This is a genomic window from Streptosporangium saharense (assembly GCF_014203715.1).
In the GTDB taxonomy this organism is placed as follows: domain Bacteria; phylum Actinomycetota; class Actinomycetes; order Streptosporangiales; family Streptosporangiaceae; genus Streptosporangium; species Streptosporangium saharense.
In genome coordinates, this window is record NZ_JACHJP010000001.1 from 934928 (window position 1) to 953031 (window position 18104).

The following is an 18104-nucleotide window of genomic DNA, read 5'->3' on the forward strand; positions in this document are numbered from 1 at the left end:
GTGGACTGGACAGGTGTATGCCCTTCGGCTACACTGCCCCTTTGCGCTGCCCTTTGACGACCCGCTTCTTTTGGTGCTCCGATGCATGGTCGTCTGGCGTGCGTGTAGTCAGTCCGCCGCGAGCCCTCGGAAGGACATCTGTTGGCAGCCTCGCGCAACGCCTCCGCCGTACCCGCTGGTCCCCGTCGCGTGTCTTTCGCGCGTATTCAGGAGCCGCTCGAAGTTCCTGACCTTCTCGCTCTGCAGACCGAGTCGTTCGACTGGCTGCTGGGCAACGAGAAGTGGAAGGGGCGGGTCGAGGCGGCTCGCCAGGCCGGGCGCAAGGACGTTCCGGCCCAGTCGGGTCTCGAAGAGATCTTCGAGGAGATCAGTCCCATCGAGGACTTCTCCGGGACCATGTCCCTGTCGTTTCGGGACCATCGGTTCGAGCCGCCCAAGTACTCCGTTGATGAGTGCAAAGACAAGGACATGACCTACTCCGCCCCGATGTTCGTCACGGCGGAGTTCATCAATAACACCACCGGTGAGATCAAGAGCCAGACCGTGTTCATGGGCGATTTCCCGCTCATGACGGGTAAGGGGACGTTCATCATCAACGGCACCGAGCGTGTCGTGGTCTCTCAGCTGGTGCGCTCTCCGGGGGTCTATTTCGATCGGAGTGTCGACAAGACCTCGGACAAGGATCTGTTCGGCTGCAAGGTGATCCCGTCGCGGGGTGCCTGGCTGGAGTTCGAGATCGACAAGCGTGACAGTGTCGGGGTCCGGATCGATCGTAAGCGTAAGCAGGCCGTGACGGTGCTGTTGAAGGCGCTGGGCTGGACCAGTGAGCAGATCCTGGAGCGGTTCGGGCGCTACGAGTCGATGCGGGCGACCCTGGAGAAGGATCACACGGCCGGTCAGGATGACGCTCTGCTGGACATCTACCGCAAGTTGCGGCCGGGTGAGCCGCCGACCAAGGAGTCGGCGCAGACGTTGCTGGAGAATCTGTATTTCAACTCCAAGCGGTATGACCTGGCCAAGGTCGGCCGCTACAAGATCAACAAGAAGCTCGGCGTCGACGCCGACATCACCCAGGGAACCCTCACCGAAGAGGACATCGTCGCCACCATCGAATACATCGTCAAGCTTCACGCGGGCGAGAACTCGATGCGGGGTGCCGGTGGCGAGATCGTCGTCGAGACCGACGACATCGACCACTTCGGCAACCGGCGCCTGCGCACGGTCGGCGAGCTGATCCAGAACCAGGTCCGTCTCGGTCTGGCGAGGATGGAGCGTGTCGTTCGTGAGCGGATGACGACGCAGGACGTCGAGGCGATCACGCCGCAGACCCTGATCAACATCCGCCCGGTCGTGGCGTCGATCAAGGAGTTCTTCGGAACCTCCCAGCTGTCGCAGTTCATGGACCAGACCAACCCCCTGGCGGGCCTGACGCACAAGCGGCGTCTGTCCGCGCTGGGCCCCGGTGGTCTGTCCCGTGAGCGGGCCGGCTTCGAGGTCCGTGACGTCCACCCGTCCCACTACGGCCGCATGTGCCCGATCGAGACGCCGGAAGGCCCCAACATCGGTCTGATCGGCTCGCTCGCCTCCTTCGGGCGGGTGAACTCCTTCGGGTTCGTCGAGACGCCGTACCGCAAGGTCGTCGAGGGCAGGGTGACCGAAGAGGTCCACTACCTGACCGCCGACGAGGAGGACCGCTACGTCATCGCCCAGGCGAACACGCCGATCGCGGCCGATGGCACGTTCCTTGAGGACCGCGTCCTCGTCCGCCGTAAGGGCGGCGAGTTCGAGTCCGTGCGGGCCAGCGAGGTCGGCTACATGGACGTCTCGGCACGCCAGATGGTGTCGGTCGCCACGGCGATGATCCCGTTCCTGGAGCACGACGACGCCAACCGGGCGCTCATGGGTTCCAACATGCAGCGTCAGTCGGTGCCTCTGCTCAAGAGTGAGGCGCCGCTGGTCGGGACCGGGATGGAGTACCGGGCGGCGACGGACGCGGGGGATGTGATCACCGCGGACAAGGCGGGGGTGGTCGAGGAGGTCTCGGCCGACTACGTCACCGTGATGAACGACGACGGCACGCGCACGACCTACCGGGTGGCGAAGTTCAAGCGCTCCAACCAGGGCACCTGCTTCAACCAGAAGCCCATCGTGGCCGAGGGCGACCGGATCGAGGTCAACCAGGTCATCGCCGACGGCCCCTGCACCGACGACGGTGAGATGGCACTCGGTAAGAACCTGCTGGTGGCGTTCATGCCGTGGGAGGGCCACAACTACGAAGACGCCATCATCCTGTCCCAGCGCCTGGTCCAGGACGACGTACTCTCCTCGATTCACATCGAGGAGCACGAGGTGGACGCCCGCGACACCAAGTTGGGGCCCGAGGAGATCACCCGGGACATCCCCAACGTCTCCGAAGAGGTGCTGGCCGATCTCGACGAGCGGGGCATCATCCGCATCGGCGCCGAGGTCGTCCCCGGCGACATCCTGGTCGGCAAGGTCACCCCGAAGGGCGAGACCGAGCTGACCCCCGAGGAGCGGCTGCTGCGGGCCATCTTCGGCGAGAAGGCCCGCGAGGTGCGCGACACCTCCCTGAAGGTGCCCCACGGCGAGCAGGGCAAGGTCATCGGCGTACGCGTCTTCTCCCGCGAGGAGGGCGATGAGCTGCCGCCGGGCGTCAACGAACTGGTGCGCGTCTACGTCGCCCAGAAGCGCAAGATCACCGACGGCGACAAGCTCGCCGGCCGACACGGCAACAAGGGCGTCATCTCCAAGATCCTCCCCGTGGAGGACATGCCGTTCCTGGAGGACGGCACCCCGGTCGACATCATCCTCAACCCGCTCGGCGTGCCGGGCCGGATGAACGTCGGCCAGGTGTTGGAGACCCACCTGGGGTGGATCGCCGCCCGAGGCTGGGACATCACCGGCGTACAGGAGGCCTGGGCCGAACGGCTGCGCGACAAGGGTTTTGCCGAGGTCGACCCCCGCACCAACATGGCCACCCCGGTGTTCGACGGCGCCAACGAGGAAGAGATCGTCGGCCTGCTCGACAACACCCTCCTCAACCGTGACGGCGGCCGTATGGTCGGCGCGAACGGTAAGGCCCGGCTGTTCGACGGGCGCTCGGGTGAGCCGTTCCCGCATCCGATCTCGGTGGGTTACATCTACATCCTGAAGCTGCTGCACCTGGTGGATGACAAGATCCACGCCCGGTCGACGGGTCCGTACTCGATGATCACGCAGCAGCCGCTGGGTGGTAAGGCGCAGTTCGGCGGTCAGCGTTTCGGCGAGATGGAGGTGTGGGCGCTGGAGGCCTACGGCGCCGCCTACGCCCTGCAGGAACTGCTGACGATCAAGTCCGACGACGTGCTGGGCCGGGTGAAGGTCTATGAGGCGATCGTCAAGGGCGAGAACATTCCCGAGCCGGGCATTCCGGAGTCCTTCAAGGTTCTGATCAAGGAAATGCAGTCGCTGTGCCTGAACGTCGAGGTGCTCTCCAGCGACGGCATGTCGATCGAGATGCGTGACACCGACGAGGACGTCTTCCGCGCCGCCGAAGAGCTCGGCATCGACCTGTCCCGGCGCGAGCCGAGCAGCGTCGAAGAGGTCTGATCTAGAAGCTGAGGAGGGGAACAACACATGCTGGACGTCAACTTCTTCGACGAGCTTCGGATCGGCCTCGCGACCGCTGACGACATCCGCCAGTGGTCGCACGGCGAGGTGAAGAAGCCCGAGACCATCAACTACCGGACCCTCAAGCCCGAGAAGGACGGACTCTTCTGCGAGAAGATCTTCGGTCCGACCCGGGACTGGGAGTGCTACTGCGGCAAGTACAAGCGTGTCCGCTTCAAGGGCATCATCTGTGAGCGCTGTGGCGTCGAGGTGACCCGCGCCAAGGTGCGTCGTGAGCGGATGGGCCACATCGAGCTGGCCGCGCCCGTCACGCACATCTGGTACTTCAAGGGTGTCCCGTCCCGACTGGGATACCTGCTCGACCTGGCCCCGAAGGACCTGGAGAAGGTCATCTACTTCGCGGCCTACATGATCACGCACGTCGACAAGGAGATGCGCGACCGCGACCTGCCGTCGCTGGAGGCGAAGATCTCGGTCGAGCGCCAGCACATCGAGCAGCGTCGTGACGCCGACGTCGAGGCCAGGCAGAAGAAGCTCGAAAGCGACCTGGCCGAGCTTGAGGCCGCGGGCGCCAAGGGTGACCAGCGCCGCAAGGTCCGCGAGGGCGCAGAGCGTGAGATGCGTCAGCTCCGCGACCGGGCCCAGCGTGAGCTGGACCGTCTCGACGAGGTCTGGAGCCGCTTCAAGAACCTCAAGGTCCAGGACCTTGAGGGCGACGAGCTGCTCTACCGCGAGATGCGCGACCGTTTCGGCCGCTACTTCCGCGGTGGCATGGGCGCCCAGGCCATCCAGGAGCGCCTGACCAACTTCGACCTCGAGCTCGAGGCCGAGAACCTCCGCGAGACGATCCGCAGCGGCAAGGGCCAGAAGAAGGCCCGCGCGCTCAAGCGTCTCAAGGTCGTCTCCGCGTTCCTGAACACCCGCAACTCGCCCAACGGCATGGTTCTGGACTGCATCCCGGTCATCCCGCCGGACCTGCGCCCCATGGTGCAGCTCGACGGTGGCCGGTTCGCGACCTCGGACCTGAACGACCTGTACCGGCGTGTGATCAACCGGAACAACCGCCTCAAGCGTCTTCTCGACCTCGGTGCCCCCGAGATCATCGTGAACAACGAGAAGCGGATGCTCCAGGAGGCCGTCGACGCGCTGTTCGACAACGGCCGTCGCGGTCGTCCGGTCACCGGTCCCGGTAACCGCCCGCTGAAGTCCCTCAGCGACATGCTGAAGGGCAAGCAGGGTCGTTTCCGTCAGAACCTGCTGGGCAAGCGTGTCGACTACTCCGGCCGTTCGGTCATCGTCGTCGGCCCGCAGCTGAAGCTGCACCAGTGCGGTCTGCCCAAGCAGATGGCGCTGGAGCTGTTCAAGCCGTTCGTGATGAAGCGCCTGGTCGACCTGAACCACGCGCAGAACATCAAGTCGGCCAAGCGGATGGTCGAGCGTGCGCGCCCGGTCGTGTGGGACGTCCTCGAAGAGGTCATCACCGAGCACCCCGTGTTGCTCAACCGTGCGCCGACGCTGCACCGCCTGGGCATCCAGGCCTTCGAGCCGCAGCTGGTCGAGGGCAAGGCCATCCAGATCCACCCGCTCGTCTGCACCGCGTTCAACGCGGACTTCGACGGTGACCAGATGGCCGTGCACCTGCCGCTGTCGGCGGAGGCACAGGCCGAGGCCCGCATCCTGATGCTGTCCACCAACAACATCCTGAAGCCGGCCGACGGCAAGCCGGTGACCATGCCCACCCAGGACATGATCATCGGTCTGTACTCCCTGACCACCATCAAGGACGACGAGGAGAACGCTCCGGGACAGGGCCGGGTCTTCGGCTCGGTCTCCGAGGCGCTCATGGCCTTCGACCGGCGCGAGCTGGACATCCAGGCCAAGATCCAGATCCGGATGAAGGGTGACGTCCCGCCGCCTCGCGGCTGGGCCGCTCCCGAGGGCTGGGAGCCGGGCGAGCCGTACCGTCTGGAGACCACGCTGGGCCGCTGCCTGTTCAACCAGACGCTGCCCGCGAACTACCCCTACGTGAACTCGCAGGTCGGCAAGAAGCAGCTGTCCGCGATCGTCAACGAGCTGGCGGAGAAGTACCCGAAGGTCGAGGTCGCCGCCGCGCTCGACGCGCTCAAGGACGCCGGCTTCTACTGGGCGACCAGGGCCGGTGTGACGATCTCCATCGAGGACGTCATCGCGCCGCCGAACAAGTCCACGATCATGGAGACGTACGAGCGCAGGGCCGACAAGGTCCAGCGTGAGTACGAGCGCGGTCTGATCACCGACGAGGAACGCCGTCAGGAGCTCATCGAGATCTGGACGCACGCGACCAGCGACGTGACCGACGACATGCAGAAGGCGTTCCCGAAGACCAACCCGGTCTGGATGATGGTCCAGTCGGGCGCCCGAGGAAACCTGATGCAGGTCCGGCAGATCTCCGGCATCCGTGGTCTGGTGTCCAACACCAAGGGTGAGACGATCCCGCGTCCGATCAAGGCCTCCTTCCGTGAGGGCCTGTCGGTGCTGGAGTACTTCATCTCCACCCACGGACAGCGAAAGGGTCTGGCCGACACCGCGCTGCGGACCGCCGACTCGGGTTACCTGACCCGTCGTCTGGTGGACGTCGCGCAGGACGTCATCGTTCGCGAGATCGACTGCGGCACCGACCGCGCGGTCCCGCTGCACGTCGGCGAGCGCGACGCCCAGGGCAACCTGGTCAAGGCGGAGAACGCCGAGAGCAACGTGCACGGCCGCATCCTGGCCGAGGACGTCGAGGTGGACGGCAAGGTCATCGCGAGCGCCGGCGTCGACATCGGCGACGTGCAGGTCACCGCGCTGGTCGAGGCCGGTGTCGAGACCGTCAGGACCCGCAGCGCTCTCGTCTGCGAGGCCAAGATCGGTGTCTGCGCCACCTGCTACGGCCGTTCGCTGGCCACCGGCAAGCTCGTGGACGTCGGCGAGGCGGTCGGCATCATCGCCGCCCAGTCGATCGGTGAGCCCGGCACCCAGCTGACGATGCGTACCTTCCACACCGGTGGTGTGGCCGGTGCGGACATCACCCACGGTCTGCCCCGTGTCCAGGAGCTGTTCGAGGCGCGCGTCCCCAAGGGTGTCGCCCCGATCAGCGAGGCCGAGGGCAGGGTCCGCATCGACGAGACCGACAAGACCAGGAAGATCGTGATCGTTCCGGACGACGGTTCGGACGAGATCGCCTACCCGGTGTCGATGCGCTCGCGGATGCTGATCTCCGAGGGGCAGCACGTCAAGGTCGGCCAGCAGCTGGTCGCCGGTGCCGTCAACCCCAACGAGGTGCTGCGCATCCTCGGCCCCCGGGCCGTGCAGCTGCACCTGGTGGCCGAGGTCCAGCAGGTGTACCGCTCGCAGGGTGTGTCGATCCACGACAAGCACATCGAGATCATCGTTCGCCAGATGCTCAAGCGGGTGAACGTGCTGGAGTCCGGTGACGCGGACATGCTCCCCGGTGAGCTGGTCGAGCGTCCCCGCTTCGAGCGGATCAACCGCGAGTGCGTCGCCGAGGGCGGCACCCCGGCCTCCGGCCGTCCGGTGCTGATGGGCATCACCAAGGCGTCGCTGGCCACCGAGTCCTGGCTGTCCGCGGCGTCCTTCCAGGAGACGACGCGAGTGCTCACCGACGCGGCGATCCACGCCAAGTCGGACTCGCTGCTCGGCCTCAAGGAGAACGTCATCATCGGAAAGCTCATCCCGGCCGGTACCGGCATGCCGCAGTACCGCAACATCCGGGTCGAGCCGACCGAGGAGGCCAAGGCCGCGATGTACACCGTCGGCGGTTACGACGGCTCCGCGGCCGACTACACCTTCGGCTCCGGCTCTGGTGAGGCCGTACCGCTGGAGGAGTACGACTTCGGTCAGTACAACCGCTAGCCGACAGGCACGGATCGACGACGGCGCCCGGTTCCCCGCGAGGGGGGCCGGGCGCCGTCGCGTCCGGAACAGTCCGGAGACTTCTTGACCGGAACGTTGCGCGGAAAGCCACGGGCTCGTAACCGGAACGGCCGGAGAAGTCCTCAGGGGCGGGTAAACTGTGGCCTGGACCCGACAGCGGCCGGCTGGAAATCGGCCGCGGAGTCGCGACACGAACACGGGCGCTCGCAACGGCGGCCGGAGGGCGCAACCGTTTTGACGTGTTGCGTTGGACTCGGTAGTCTTTCCGTTCGTGCCCGTGGCTTCATGGGCTCTCATGCGTGCGCGTCGACAGGTCTCCCGTCTGGGAGTTGACAGGTGCGCCGTGTGGCTTCCTCCACCGGAGCGGCCCTCCTCGGGAAGTGGCGTGACAAGTGCGCGACACGCCCGAGCGCGTGGGTCGGAGTGGACGGAAAACCCGCAGGTCATGACACCGGCAGTGCCTGCAAAAGCAACAACATTCGAATCACCGGCAAGCACGAACGGAGACGCGGTGCCTACGATTCAGCAGCTGGTCCGCAAGGGCCGCCAGGACAAGGTCACCAAGACCAAGACCCCGGCGCTCAAGGCCAGCCCTCAGCGACGCGGCACCTGCATGCGCGTTTACACCACGACCCCCAAGAAGCCGAACTCGGCGCTCCGCAAGGTCGCGCGTGTCCGGCTCACCAACGGTATCGAGGTCACGGCCTACATCCCCGGTGTGGGGCACAACCTTCAGGAGCACTCCATCGTGCTCGTGCGTGGCGGTCGTGTGAAGGACCTGCCGGGTGTTCGCTACAAGATCATCCGTGGTTCGCTGGACACCCAGGGTGTTCGTAACCGTAAGCAGGCCCGTAGCCGTTACGGCGCGAAGAAGGAGAAGTAAGAATGCCTCGCAAGGGTTCTCCTGGCCGTCGTCAGCTCATGGCTGACCCGGTCCACAACTCGCCCCTGGTCACCGCCCTCATCAACAAGGTGCTCCTGGACGGCAAGCGCTCCATCGCCCAGTCCATCGTGTACGGCGCCCTTGAGGGTGCCAGGGAGAAGACGGGCAACGACCCGGTCGTCACCCTGAAGCGGGCACTGGACAACGTCAAGCCGACCCTTGAGGTCCGCAGCCGCCGTGTCGGTGGCGCGACCTACCAGGTTCCGGTCGAGGTGCGCGCCGCGCGGAGCACCACCCTGGCGCTGCGCTGGCTGGTGCAGTACTCCCGCGCCCGCCGCGAGAAGACCATGACCGAGCGCCTCATGAACGAGCTGCTCGACGCCAGCAACGGCCTCGGCGCCAGCGTCAAGAAGCGCGAGGACACCCACAAGATGGCCGAGTCCAACAAGGCCTTCGCCCACTACCGCTGGTAACAGCGGGTTCGACGAGACGACGAGGACGCGAGAGAAGTGGCCACCACGACCGCTCTTGACCTGGCCAAGGTGCGAAACATCGGCATCATGGCCCACATCGACGCGGGCAAGACCACGACGACCGAGCGCATCCTGTTCTACACCGGCATCAACTACAAGATCGGTGAGGTCCACGAGGGCGCAGCCACGATGGACTGGATGGAGCAGGAGCAGGAGCGTGGTATCACCATCACCTCCGCTGCTACGACCTGCGAGTGGCTCGGCCACACGATCAACATCATCGACACCCCGGGTCACGTGGACTTCACGATCGAGGTGGAGCGCTCGCTCCGCGTCCTCGACGGTGCCGTCGCCGTGTTCGACGGCGTCGCGGGTGTGGAGCCCCAGTCCGAGACGGTGTGGCGTCAGGCCGACCGTTACGAGGTGCCCCGCATCTGCTTCGTCAACAAGATGGACCGCGTCGGCGCGGAGTTCCACCGCTGCGTCGACATGATGGTCAGCCGTCTGCACGCGACCCCCGCGGTCGTTCAGCTCCCCTGGGGCGTCGAGGCTGACTTCAAGGGCGTCATCGACCTGGTGAAGATGAAGGGCCTGCTCTGGAGCGCCGAGGCGGCCAAGGGCGAGATGTACGAGACCGTGGACATCCCGGCCGAATACGCCGAGGTCGCCCGCGAGTGGCGTGACAAGCTCGTCGAGACCGTCGCCGAGAACGACGACGAGCTGATGGAGCTCTTCCTTGAGGGCGTCGAGCCCACCGAGGAGCAGCTCGTCGCGGCCATCCGCCGCGCGACGCTGGCCAGCGCCATCAACCCCGTCCTGACCGGCACCGCGTTCAAGAACAAGGGTGTTCAGCCCCTCCTCGACGCGATCGTCGCCTACCTCCCCGCGCCGACCGACATCCCGGCCTTCAAGGGCCACGCGGTCAACAACGAGGAGGAGGTCATCGAGCGGCACGCGGACGTGAACGAGCCGTTCGCCGCTCTGGCCTTCAAGATCATGAGCGACCAGCACCTGGGCCGTCTCACCTACATCCGCATCTACTCGGGCACGCTCGAGACCGGCACCGCCGTGGTCAACTCGGTGAAGGGCCGCAAGGAGCGGATCGGCAAGATCTACCAGATGCACGCCAACAAGCGCGAGGAGCGCTCGTCGGCGCACGCCGGTCAGATCGTCGCCGTGATGGGTCTGAAGGACACCACCACCGGTGACACCCTGGCCGACGTGGCGAAGCCGGTCGTTCTGGAGTCGATGAACTTCCCGGCTCCGGTCATCAACGTCGCGATCGAGCCCAAGACCAAGGGCGACCAGGAGAAGCTGGGCACCGCGATCCAGCGTCTGGCCGAGGAGGACCCGTCCTTCCAGGTCCGTCGTGACGAGGAGACCGGCCAGACGGTCATCTGGGGTATGGGCGAGCTCCACCTGGAGATCCTCGTCGACCGGATGCGCCGTGAGTTCAAGGTCGAGGCCAACGTCGGTCGCCCGCAGGTGGCCTACCGCGAGACCATCCGCCGCAAGGTGGAGAAGGTCGACTACACCCACAAGAAGCAGACCGGTGGGTCGGGTCAGTTCGCGAAGGTCATCATCGACATCGAGCCGCTGGGCGAGGGCAACGACGGCTACGAGTTCCAGAACAAGGTCTCCGGTGGCCGCATCCCGAGGGAGTACATCCCCTCGGTCGACGCGGGCGCCCAGGAGGCCGCCGAGTTCGGTGTTCTCGCCGGCTACCCCATGGTCGGGGTGAAGGTCACCCTGCAGGACGGTGCCTACCACGAGGTGGACTCGTCCGAAATGGCCTTCAAGATCGCCGGGTCCATGGCCTTCAAGGAAGCCGCCCGCAAGGCGGACGCCGTAATCCTGGAGCCGATGATGGCCGTCGAGGTCACCACGCCCGAGGACTACATGGGTGACGTCATCGGTGACCTCAACGGTCGCCGCGGGCAGATCCAGGCGATGGACGAGCGCGGCGGCAACCGTGTCGTCAGCGCGCTCGTGCCGCTCTCTGAGATGTTCGGCTACGTGGGTGACCTCCGTAGCAAGACGCAGGGACGCGCGAGCTACAGCATGCAGTTCGACTCCTATGCGGAAGTGCCTGCGCACATCGCCAAGGAGATCGTCGCGAAGGTACGGGGCGAGTAAGCCCGGTATCCGCCTCGGTGACGGACGGCGAGAGGATCGCCACCCGCCACCGGGGCATACGGGCGAGGTTCTATTGGCGGGTCCTGCGGGATCCGCTCCCCGAACCCGAGTGAGAAGACGAAAGTCAAGTCAGAATCTCTAAGGAGACAGAGCAGTGGCCAAGGCCAAGTTCGAGCGGACCAAGCCGCACGTAAACATCGGCACCATTGGGCACATCGACCACGGCAAGACCACTCTGACCGCGGCGATCACCAAGGTGCTCCACGAGCGTTTCCCGAACCTCAACGAGGCGACCCCGTTCGACAAGATCGACAAGGCGCCCGAGGAGAAGGCTCGTGGTATCACGATCTCCATCGCGCACGTCGAGTACCAGACCGAGCAGCGCCACTACGCCCACGTGGACTGTCCCGGTCACGCCGACTACGTGAAGAACATGATCACCGGTGCGGCTCAGATGGACGGCGCGATCCTCGTGGTCGCCGCCACCGACGGTCCGATGCCGCAGACCAAGGAGCACGTCCTCCTGGCCCGCCAGGTCGGTGTTCCCTACATCGTGGTCGCCCTGAACAAGGCCGACATGGTGGACGACGAGGAGATCCTGGAGCTCGTCGAGCTCGAGGTCCGTGAGCTTCTCTCGGCCCAGGAGTTCCCCGGCGACGACCTGCCTGTCGTCCGCGTCTCCGCGCTCAAGGCGCTGGAGGGCGACGAGAAGTGGGGCGACAGCATCATCGAGCTCATGACCGCGGTGGACGAGAACGTTCCGCAGCCGCAGCGTGAGACCGACAAGCCGTTCCTCATGCCGATCGAGGACGTCTTCTCGATCACCGGTCGTGGCACCGTCGTCACCGGTCGTATCGAGCGCGGTGTCGTCAAGGTCAACGAGACCGTCGACATCATCGGCATCAAGGACACCAAGACCACCACCACGGTCACCGGTGTCGAGATGTTCCGCAAGCTCCTCGACGAGGGCCAGGCCGGTGACAACGTCGGTCTGCTCCTGCGTGGTATCAAGCGCGAGGACGTCGAGCGTGGCCAGTGCATCATCAAGCCGGGCACGACGACCCCGCACACCGAGTTCGAGGCCCAGGTCTACATCCTGAGCAAGGACGAGGGCGGCCGCCACACGCCGTTCTTCAACAACTACCGTCCGCAGTTCTACTTCCGTACGACTGACGTGACCGGTGTTGTGAACCTGCCCGAGGGCACCGAGATGGTCATGCCTGGCGACAACACCGAGATGAGCGTCCAGCTCATCCAGCCCATCGCCATGGAGGACGGTCTCAAGTTCGCCATCCGCGAGGGTGGCCGCACCGTCGGTGCGGGTCGCGTTACCAAGATCATCAAGTAGTACGATCGCGGAGTGGCGGTCGGCCCTCATCCCAGGGTCGGCCGCCGCACCACGAGGAGGCTCGTGCCGTACGGCCCGGCCTCCGCGCCCCACGAGAAACCGTGATCTCGCAGTTGGTTCGGCCGCACAGTGACCGAACTAACCGCCAGATCACGGAAGAAAGCGCAGATCATCTGCGTCTGCTCCGTGGGACACGAACAGCGGCACAGGCCGCACGCAACTTTTTCAGACGACAGCGAAGGACACCGAGGCCATTATGGCGGGACAGAAGATCCGCATTCGGCTCAAGGCCTATGACCACGAGGTCATCGACAGCTCGGCCAAGAAGATCGTTGAGACGGTCACGCGGACTGGTGCTAAGGTCGCGGGCCCGGTGCCGCTGCCGACCGAGAAGAACGTGTACTGCGTCATCCGCTCGCCGCACAAGTACAAGGACAGCCGCGAGCACTTTGAGATGCGTACGCACAAGCGGCTGATTGACATCATCGACCCGACGCCGAAGACGGTCGACTCGCTCATGCGACTCGACCTTCCCGCCGGCGTTGACATCTCGATCAAGCTCTGAGGGAACGCACTGACATGGCTAAGCAGATCAAGGGCGTCCTGGGCAAGAAGCTCGGCATGACCCAGGTCTTCGACGCGGACAACCGGATGGTCCCGGTGACCGTCGTCGAAGCTGGTCCGTGCGTCGTGACCCGAGTCCGTACGCCCGAGAAGGACGGCTACTCCGCCGTACAGCTGGGCTTCGGGCAGGTCGACCCGCGGAAGGTCAACAAGCCGCTCGGCGACTACCTGCGCAAGCACGACATCACCCCGCGCCGTTACTTCACGGAGATCCGTACCGACGACGCGAGTGACTACACCCTGGGCCAGGAGGTTCTGGCCGACACCTTCGAGGCGGGCCAGTTCGTCGACGTGACGGGCAAGAGCAAGGGCAAGGGCTTCGCCGGTGTCATGAAGCGTCACGGCTTCAAGGGTCTGGGCGCCTCGCACGGTACCCAGCGCAAGCACCGTTCGCCGGGTTCTATCGGCGGCTGCGCCACCCCGGGCCGCGTTTTCAAGGGCGTGCGCATGGCCGGTCGGATGGGTAACGTCCGCACCACCATCCAGAGCCTCAAGGTTCACGCCGTGGACGCCGAGAAGGGCCTCATCCTCATCAAGGGTGCGATTCCCGGCGCCAACGGCAGCCTGGTTCTCCTCCGCACCGCTGCCAAGAAGGGGGCTGCCAAGTGAGCACCATTGACGTCCTCGACGCGAGCGGCGCGAAGTCCGGTACGGTCGACCTCCCCGGCGACGTCTTCGGCGCCAAGGTCAACGTTCCGCTGATCCACCAGGTCGTCGTGGCCCAGCTCGCCGCTCGTCGGCAGGGCACGCACAAGGCCAAGACCCGTGGTGAGGTCAGCGGTGGCGGCAAGAAGCCGTACCGCCAGAAGGGCACCGGCCGCGCCCGTCAGGGTTCGACCCGCGCCCCGCAGTTCACCGGCGGTGGCGTCGTCCACGGTCCGGTTCCGCGGGACTACAGCCAGCGGACGCCCAAGAAGATGAAGGCCGCCGCCCTGCGTGGCGCCCTGTCCGACCGGGCCTCCGGCGGTCGCGTCCACGTGGTCAGCTCGCTGGTCACCAGCGAGACGCCCAAGACCAAGGCGGCGCTTGAGGCGCTGCGCAAGGTCACGCAGGCCCGTAGCGTCCTGGTCGTCGTCGACGAGGGCGACGAGCTCACCTGGCTGAGCCTGCGCAACGCTCCGGAGGTCCACCTGCTGGACTCCGGGCAGCTGAACACCTACGACGTGCTCTGCTACGACGACGTCGTCTTCACTCAGGAGGCGTACGACCAGGTCGTCGCGCGCCTGAGCCAGAGCGGGAAGGAAGACGCCTGATGGAGAAGATCGCCGACCCGCGCGACATCATCATCAAGCCGATCGTCTCCGAGAAGAGCTACGGCCTGATCGACGAGCACAACAAGTACACGTTCCTGGTGCGGAAGACCGCCAACAAGACGCAGGTGAAGATCGCGATTGAGCAGATCTTCGGCGTCAAGGTGGTCAGTGTGAACACCATCAACCGCCAGGGCAAGCGCAAGCGGACCAAGTTCGGTTACGGCCAGCGCCCCAGCACCAAGCGCGCGATCGTGAGCCTGGTCGAGGGTGACCGTATCGACATCTTCGGCCAGGTCGGCTGACCCGCTCGCTGAAGTAAGGAAAGGGAGAATGCCCCCCGTCAACAGCGGGGGGCATTCGACCGGATTAACCGACGAAGGATGAACGAAAAAGATGGGCATCCGTAAACTCAAGCCGACGACCCCGGGTCGCCGCGGCGCCAGTGTCTCGGACTTCGCCGAGATCACGCGCAGCACGCCCGAGAAGTCGCTGCTTGCCCCCTTGCACAGCAAGGGAGGGCGCAACGTCCACGGCCGGGTGACCGCTCGTCACCAGGGCGGTGGCCACAAGCGCGCCTACAGGATCATCGACTTCCGGCGCCACGACAAGGACGGGATCCCGGCCAAGGTCGCTCACATCGAGTACGACCCCAACCGCACCTCCCGGATCGCGCTGCTGCACTACGCCGACGGGGAGAAGCGCTACATCCTCTGCCCGACCGGCGTGAAGCAGGGCGACAAGATCGAGAACGGCCCCACGGCCGACATCAAGCCTGGCAACTGCCTTCCGCTGCGCAACATCCCGACCGGTACCTTCATCCACGCGGTGGAGCTCCGTCCGGGTGGTGGCGCCAAGCTGGGCCGGTCCGCCGGTGCGCAGATCCAGCTCCTCGCCAAGGAGGGGCAGTACGCCACGCTGCGTATGCCCTCCGGCGAAATGCGCCAGGTCGACGTCCGCTGCCGGGCCTCCATCGGCCAGGTCGGCAACGCCGAGCAGGCCAACATCAACTGGGGTAAGGCCGGCCGTATGCGGTGGAAGGGCAAGCGCCCCACCGTCCGCGGTGTCGCGATGAACCCGGTCGACCACCCGCACGGTGGTGGTGAGGGCAAGACCTCCGGTGGTCGTCACCCCGTGAACCCGAAGGGCAAGCCCGAGGGTCGTACTCGTGCGGCGAACAAGGCCAGCGACCGGCTGATCATCCGTCGTCGGACCAAGCGGAAGAAGCGGTAGGAGCAGCCAAAATGCCACGTAGCCTTAAGAAGGGTCCCTTCGTGGACGACCACCTTCAGAAGAAGGTGGATGCCCAGAACGAGAAGGGCACCAAGAACGTCATCAAGACGTGGTCGCGGCGCTCCATGATCGTTCCCGACATGATCGGTCACACGATCGCCGTTCACGACGGCCGCAAGCACGTCCCAGTGTTCGTCACCGAGGCGATGATCGGTCACAAGCTCGGTGAGTTCGCGCCCACGCGGACCTTCCGCAGCCACGTCAAGGAAGACCGCCGCAGCCGGCGGTAAGCGCCTCACAGGGCGGCAGGCCAGGCCGGTCGCCCCACACGAAGCAGAAGGTTAAGAGGAGTAAGCGATGGAAGCCAGGGCTCAGGTGCGGTTCGCGCGCCACACGCCCATGAAGGCCCGCCGTGTGGTGGACCTCATTCGCGGGCTGCCCGCTTCGGAGGCGCAGGCCGTGCTGCAGTTCGCTCCCCAGGCGGCGAGCGAGACCGTGTACAAGGTGCTGTCCAGCGCCATTGCCAACGCGGAGCACAACTTCAAGCTCGACCGCGACACGCTCTTCGTGAGTCGTGCGTGGGTCGACGAGGGCCCGACGCTGAAGCGGTTCCGTCCCCGCGCTCAGGGTCGTGCCTATCGGATCAACAAGCGGACGAGCCACATCACCGTGATCGTGGAGTCCCGCGAGCCGAAGGGGAGGACCCGCTAGTGGGTCAGAAGGTTAACCCGCACGGGTTCCGCCTCGGCATCACGACCGACTTCAAGAGCCGGTGGTATGCCGACAAGCTCTACAAGTCGTACGTTGCCGAAGACGTGGCGATCCGCCGCATGCTCAAGAAGGGCATGGAGCGGGCCGGCATCTCCAAGGTGGAGATCGAGCGGACCACCGACCGGGTTCAGGTCGACATTCACACCGCCCGTCCGGGCATCGTCATCGGCCGCCGCGGCGCCGAGGCGGACCGGATCCGCGGTGACCTCGAGAAGCTGACCAAGAAGCAGGTCCAGCTGAACATCCTTGAGGTCAAGAACCCCGAGATCGACGCTCAGCTCGTCGCCCAGGGCGTCGCCGAGCAGCTGTCCAGCCGTGTCTCGTTCCGCCGTGCCATGCGCAAGGCGATGCAGTCGGCCATGAAGAGCGGCGCCAAGGGCATCCGGGTGCAGTGCTCCGGTCGTCTCGGCGGCGCTGAGATGTCGCGTTCGGAGTTCTACCGCGAGGGCCGCGTGCCCCTGCACACGCTCCGCGCCGACATCGACTACGGCCTCTACGAGGCCCGCACCACCTTCGGCCGCATCGGCGTGAAGGTGTGGATCTACAAGGGTGAGGCTCCGACCAGCCGCGCCGAGCGCGAGGCGGCTGCCGCCGGTGCTCGTGCGGGGCAGCGTCGTGACCGTGACGACCGTCGTGGTGGTCCCGGTGGCGACCGTCCCCGTCGCGGTGGTGGCGGTGACCGCCCCCGTCGTGGCGCGGGCCGCGGCGACCGCGCCCCCAGGACCGAGGCGGCCTCCCAGGCCACCCCCGAGACCGGCCCGGCTGCGCAGCCGGGTGCTGAAGGGAGCTGACCATGCTGATCCCGCGCAGGGTCAAGCACCGTAAGCAGCACCGGCCCGACCGTCACGGCGCCGCCAAGGGTGGCACCAGGGTCGTGTTCGGCGAGTACGGCATCCAGGCGATCGAGCACTCCTACGTGACGAACCGCCAGATCGAGTCGGCCCGTATCGCCATGACCCGTCACATCAAGCGTGGCGGAAAGGTCTGGATCAACATCTTCCCGGACCGTCCCCTCACCAAGAAGCCCGCCGAGACCCGCATGGGTTCCGGTAAGGGTTCGCCGGAGTGGTGGATCGCCAACGTCAAGCCCGGTCGCGTCATGTTCGAGCTGTCGGGTGTCGCCGAGCCCGTGGCCCGCGAGGCCATGCGTCGCGCGATGCACAAGCTCCCGATGAAGTGCCGGTTCGTCAAGCGTGAAGTGGGTGAGGCGTGATGGCTAAGGGCCTGACCGCCGGTGAGCTGCGAGTGGAGGACCAGGACACCCTGGTTCAGAAGCTGAAGGAAGCCAAGGAGGAGCTGTTCAACCTCCGCTTCCAGGCCGCGACCGGCCAGTTGGAGAGCCACGGGCGGCTGCGCGCCGTCCGCCGCGAGATCGCCCGTATCTACACCGTGATGCGCGAGCGGGAGCTTGGCATCGTGACGGTTGAGAAGGAGACGGTCGATGGCTGAGACAACTGAGAACACGAACCAGGCGCGGAACTACCGCAAGACCCGCGAGGGTCTGGTGGTCAGCGACAAGATGGACAAGACTGTCGTCGTCGCCGTCGAGGACCGCGTCAAGCACCCCCTGTACGGCAAGGTCATCCGTAGGACGACCAAGTACAAGGCGCACGACGAGGCCAACACGTGCGGCGTCGGCGACCGCGTTCTCCTGATGGAGACCCGGCCGCTGTCGGCCAGCAAGCGCTGGCGGGTCGTCGAGATCCTCGAACGCGCCAAGTAAAAAGACGCGCCTCGTGGGGGGTGACCTGATCACCCCCCATGACGGTGTCCAAGGGGACGGGGACAACTCCTCGTTCCGCCCGCGACGGCGGTGGTACGGAAGCGGACGCTCATCCGGG

Annotated in this window: 17 protein-coding genes; all 17 read left to right on the top strand. The window is 65.8% G+C overall.

Annotated elements, in window-relative coordinates; all coding sequences use genetic code 11:
- Positions 1 to 141: 141 nt before the first annotated feature.
- Positions 142 to 3609 carry a DNA-directed RNA polymerase subunit beta gene (gene rpoB, locus FHS44_RS04625; protein WP_184712597.1) on the top strand — a complete coding sequence of 1156 codons (3468 nt, stop codon included), beginning with the start codon at positions 142 to 144 and terminating at the stop codon, positions 3607 to 3609.
- 27 nt (positions 3610 to 3636) lie between these two features.
- Positions 3637 to 7524, top strand: a complete 3888-nt coding sequence (locus FHS44_RS04630) for a DNA-directed RNA polymerase subunit beta' (RefSeq protein ID WP_184712598.1) — start codon at positions 3637 to 3639, stop codon at positions 7522 to 7524.
- Positions 7525 to 8056: 532 nt separating this feature from the next.
- Positions 8057 to 8428, top strand: a complete 372-nt coding sequence (gene rpsL, locus FHS44_RS04635; protein ID WP_012887826.1) for a 30S ribosomal protein S12 — start codon at positions 8057 to 8059, stop codon at positions 8426 to 8428.
- 2 nt (positions 8429 to 8430) lie between these two features.
- A complete protein-coding gene (gene rpsG / locus FHS44_RS04640; RefSeq protein WP_179819699.1) occupies positions 8431 to 8901 on the top strand; it encodes a 30S ribosomal protein S7 in 471 nt (156 codons plus the stop codon).
- 87 nt (positions 8902 to 8988) lie between these two features.
- On the top strand, positions 8989 to 11037 hold the full coding sequence (gene fusA / locus FHS44_RS04645; RefSeq protein ID WP_221460487.1) for an elongation factor G: 2049 nt from the start codon (positions 8989 to 8991) through the stop codon (positions 11035 to 11037).
- A 154-nt stretch (positions 11038 to 11191) separates the two neighbouring features.
- Entirely contained in the window at positions 11192 to 12385 is a 1194-nt protein-coding gene (gene tuf, locus FHS44_RS04650) for an elongation factor Tu (RefSeq protein WP_184712600.1), read from the top strand.
- A gap of 256 nt (positions 12386 to 12641) precedes the next feature.
- Positions 12642 to 12950, top strand: coding sequence for a 30S ribosomal protein S10 (gene rpsJ, locus FHS44_RS04655; protein ID WP_012887830.1), 309 nt, complete (start codon positions 12642 to 12644; stop codon positions 12948 to 12950).
- Between the two features lie 14 nt (positions 12951 to 12964).
- On the top strand, positions 12965 to 13618 hold the full coding sequence (gene rplC, locus FHS44_RS04660; protein WP_184712601.1) for a 50S ribosomal protein L3: 654 nt from the start codon (positions 12965 to 12967) through the stop codon (positions 13616 to 13618).
- Entirely contained in the window at positions 13615 to 14262 is a 648-nt protein-coding gene (rplD, locus tag FHS44_RS04665) for a 50S ribosomal protein L4 (protein WP_184712602.1), read from the top strand. Before rplC ends, rplD begins: the two co-directional genes overlap by 4 nt.
- On the top strand, positions 14262 to 14564 hold the full coding sequence (rplW, locus tag FHS44_RS04670) for a 50S ribosomal protein L23 (protein WP_184712603.1): 303 nt from the start codon (positions 14262 to 14264) through the stop codon (positions 14562 to 14564). The genes rplD and rplW overlap by 1 nt, the downstream gene beginning before the upstream one ends.
- 91 nt (positions 14565 to 14655) lie before the next feature.
- Complete coding sequence (rplB, locus tag FHS44_RS04675) at positions 14656 to 15492, top strand: 50S ribosomal protein L2 (protein WP_184712604.1); 837 nt, start codon at positions 14656 to 14658, stop codon at positions 15490 to 15492.
- Between the two features lie 11 nt (positions 15493 to 15503).
- On the top strand, positions 15504 to 15782 hold the full coding sequence (rpsS, locus tag FHS44_RS04680; RefSeq protein ID WP_068896536.1) for a 30S ribosomal protein S19: 279 nt from the start codon (positions 15504 to 15506) through the stop codon (positions 15780 to 15782).
- A 67-nt stretch (positions 15783 to 15849) separates the two neighbouring features.
- A complete protein-coding gene (gene rplV / locus FHS44_RS04685; RefSeq protein ID WP_179819691.1) occupies positions 15850 to 16203 on the top strand; it encodes a 50S ribosomal protein L22 in 354 nt (117 codons plus the stop codon).
- Positions 16203 to 17054: a 30S ribosomal protein S3 gene (gene rpsC, locus FHS44_RS04690; protein ID WP_184712605.1), complete on the top strand. Its 852-nt coding sequence runs from the start codon at positions 16203 to 16205 to the stop codon at positions 17052 to 17054. Before rplV ends, rpsC begins: the two co-directional genes overlap by 1 nt.
- 2 nt (positions 17055 to 17056) lie before the next feature.
- Positions 17057 to 17476, top strand: a complete 420-nt coding sequence (gene rplP, locus FHS44_RS04695; protein ID WP_184712606.1) for a 50S ribosomal protein L16 — start codon at positions 17057 to 17059, stop codon at positions 17474 to 17476.
- On the top strand, positions 17476 to 17712 hold the full coding sequence (rpmC, locus tag FHS44_RS04700; RefSeq protein ID WP_184712607.1) for a 50S ribosomal protein L29: 237 nt from the start codon (positions 17476 to 17478) through the stop codon (positions 17710 to 17712). Before rplP ends, rpmC begins: the two co-directional genes overlap by 1 nt.
- Positions 17705 to 17986 (top strand): 30S ribosomal protein S17, encoded by a 282-nt coding sequence (gene rpsQ / locus FHS44_RS04705; RefSeq protein WP_184712608.1) that lies wholly within the window; start codon positions 17705 to 17707, stop codon positions 17984 to 17986. Before rpmC ends, rpsQ begins: the two co-directional genes overlap by 8 nt.
- Positions 17987 to 18104: the final 118 nt, after the last annotated feature.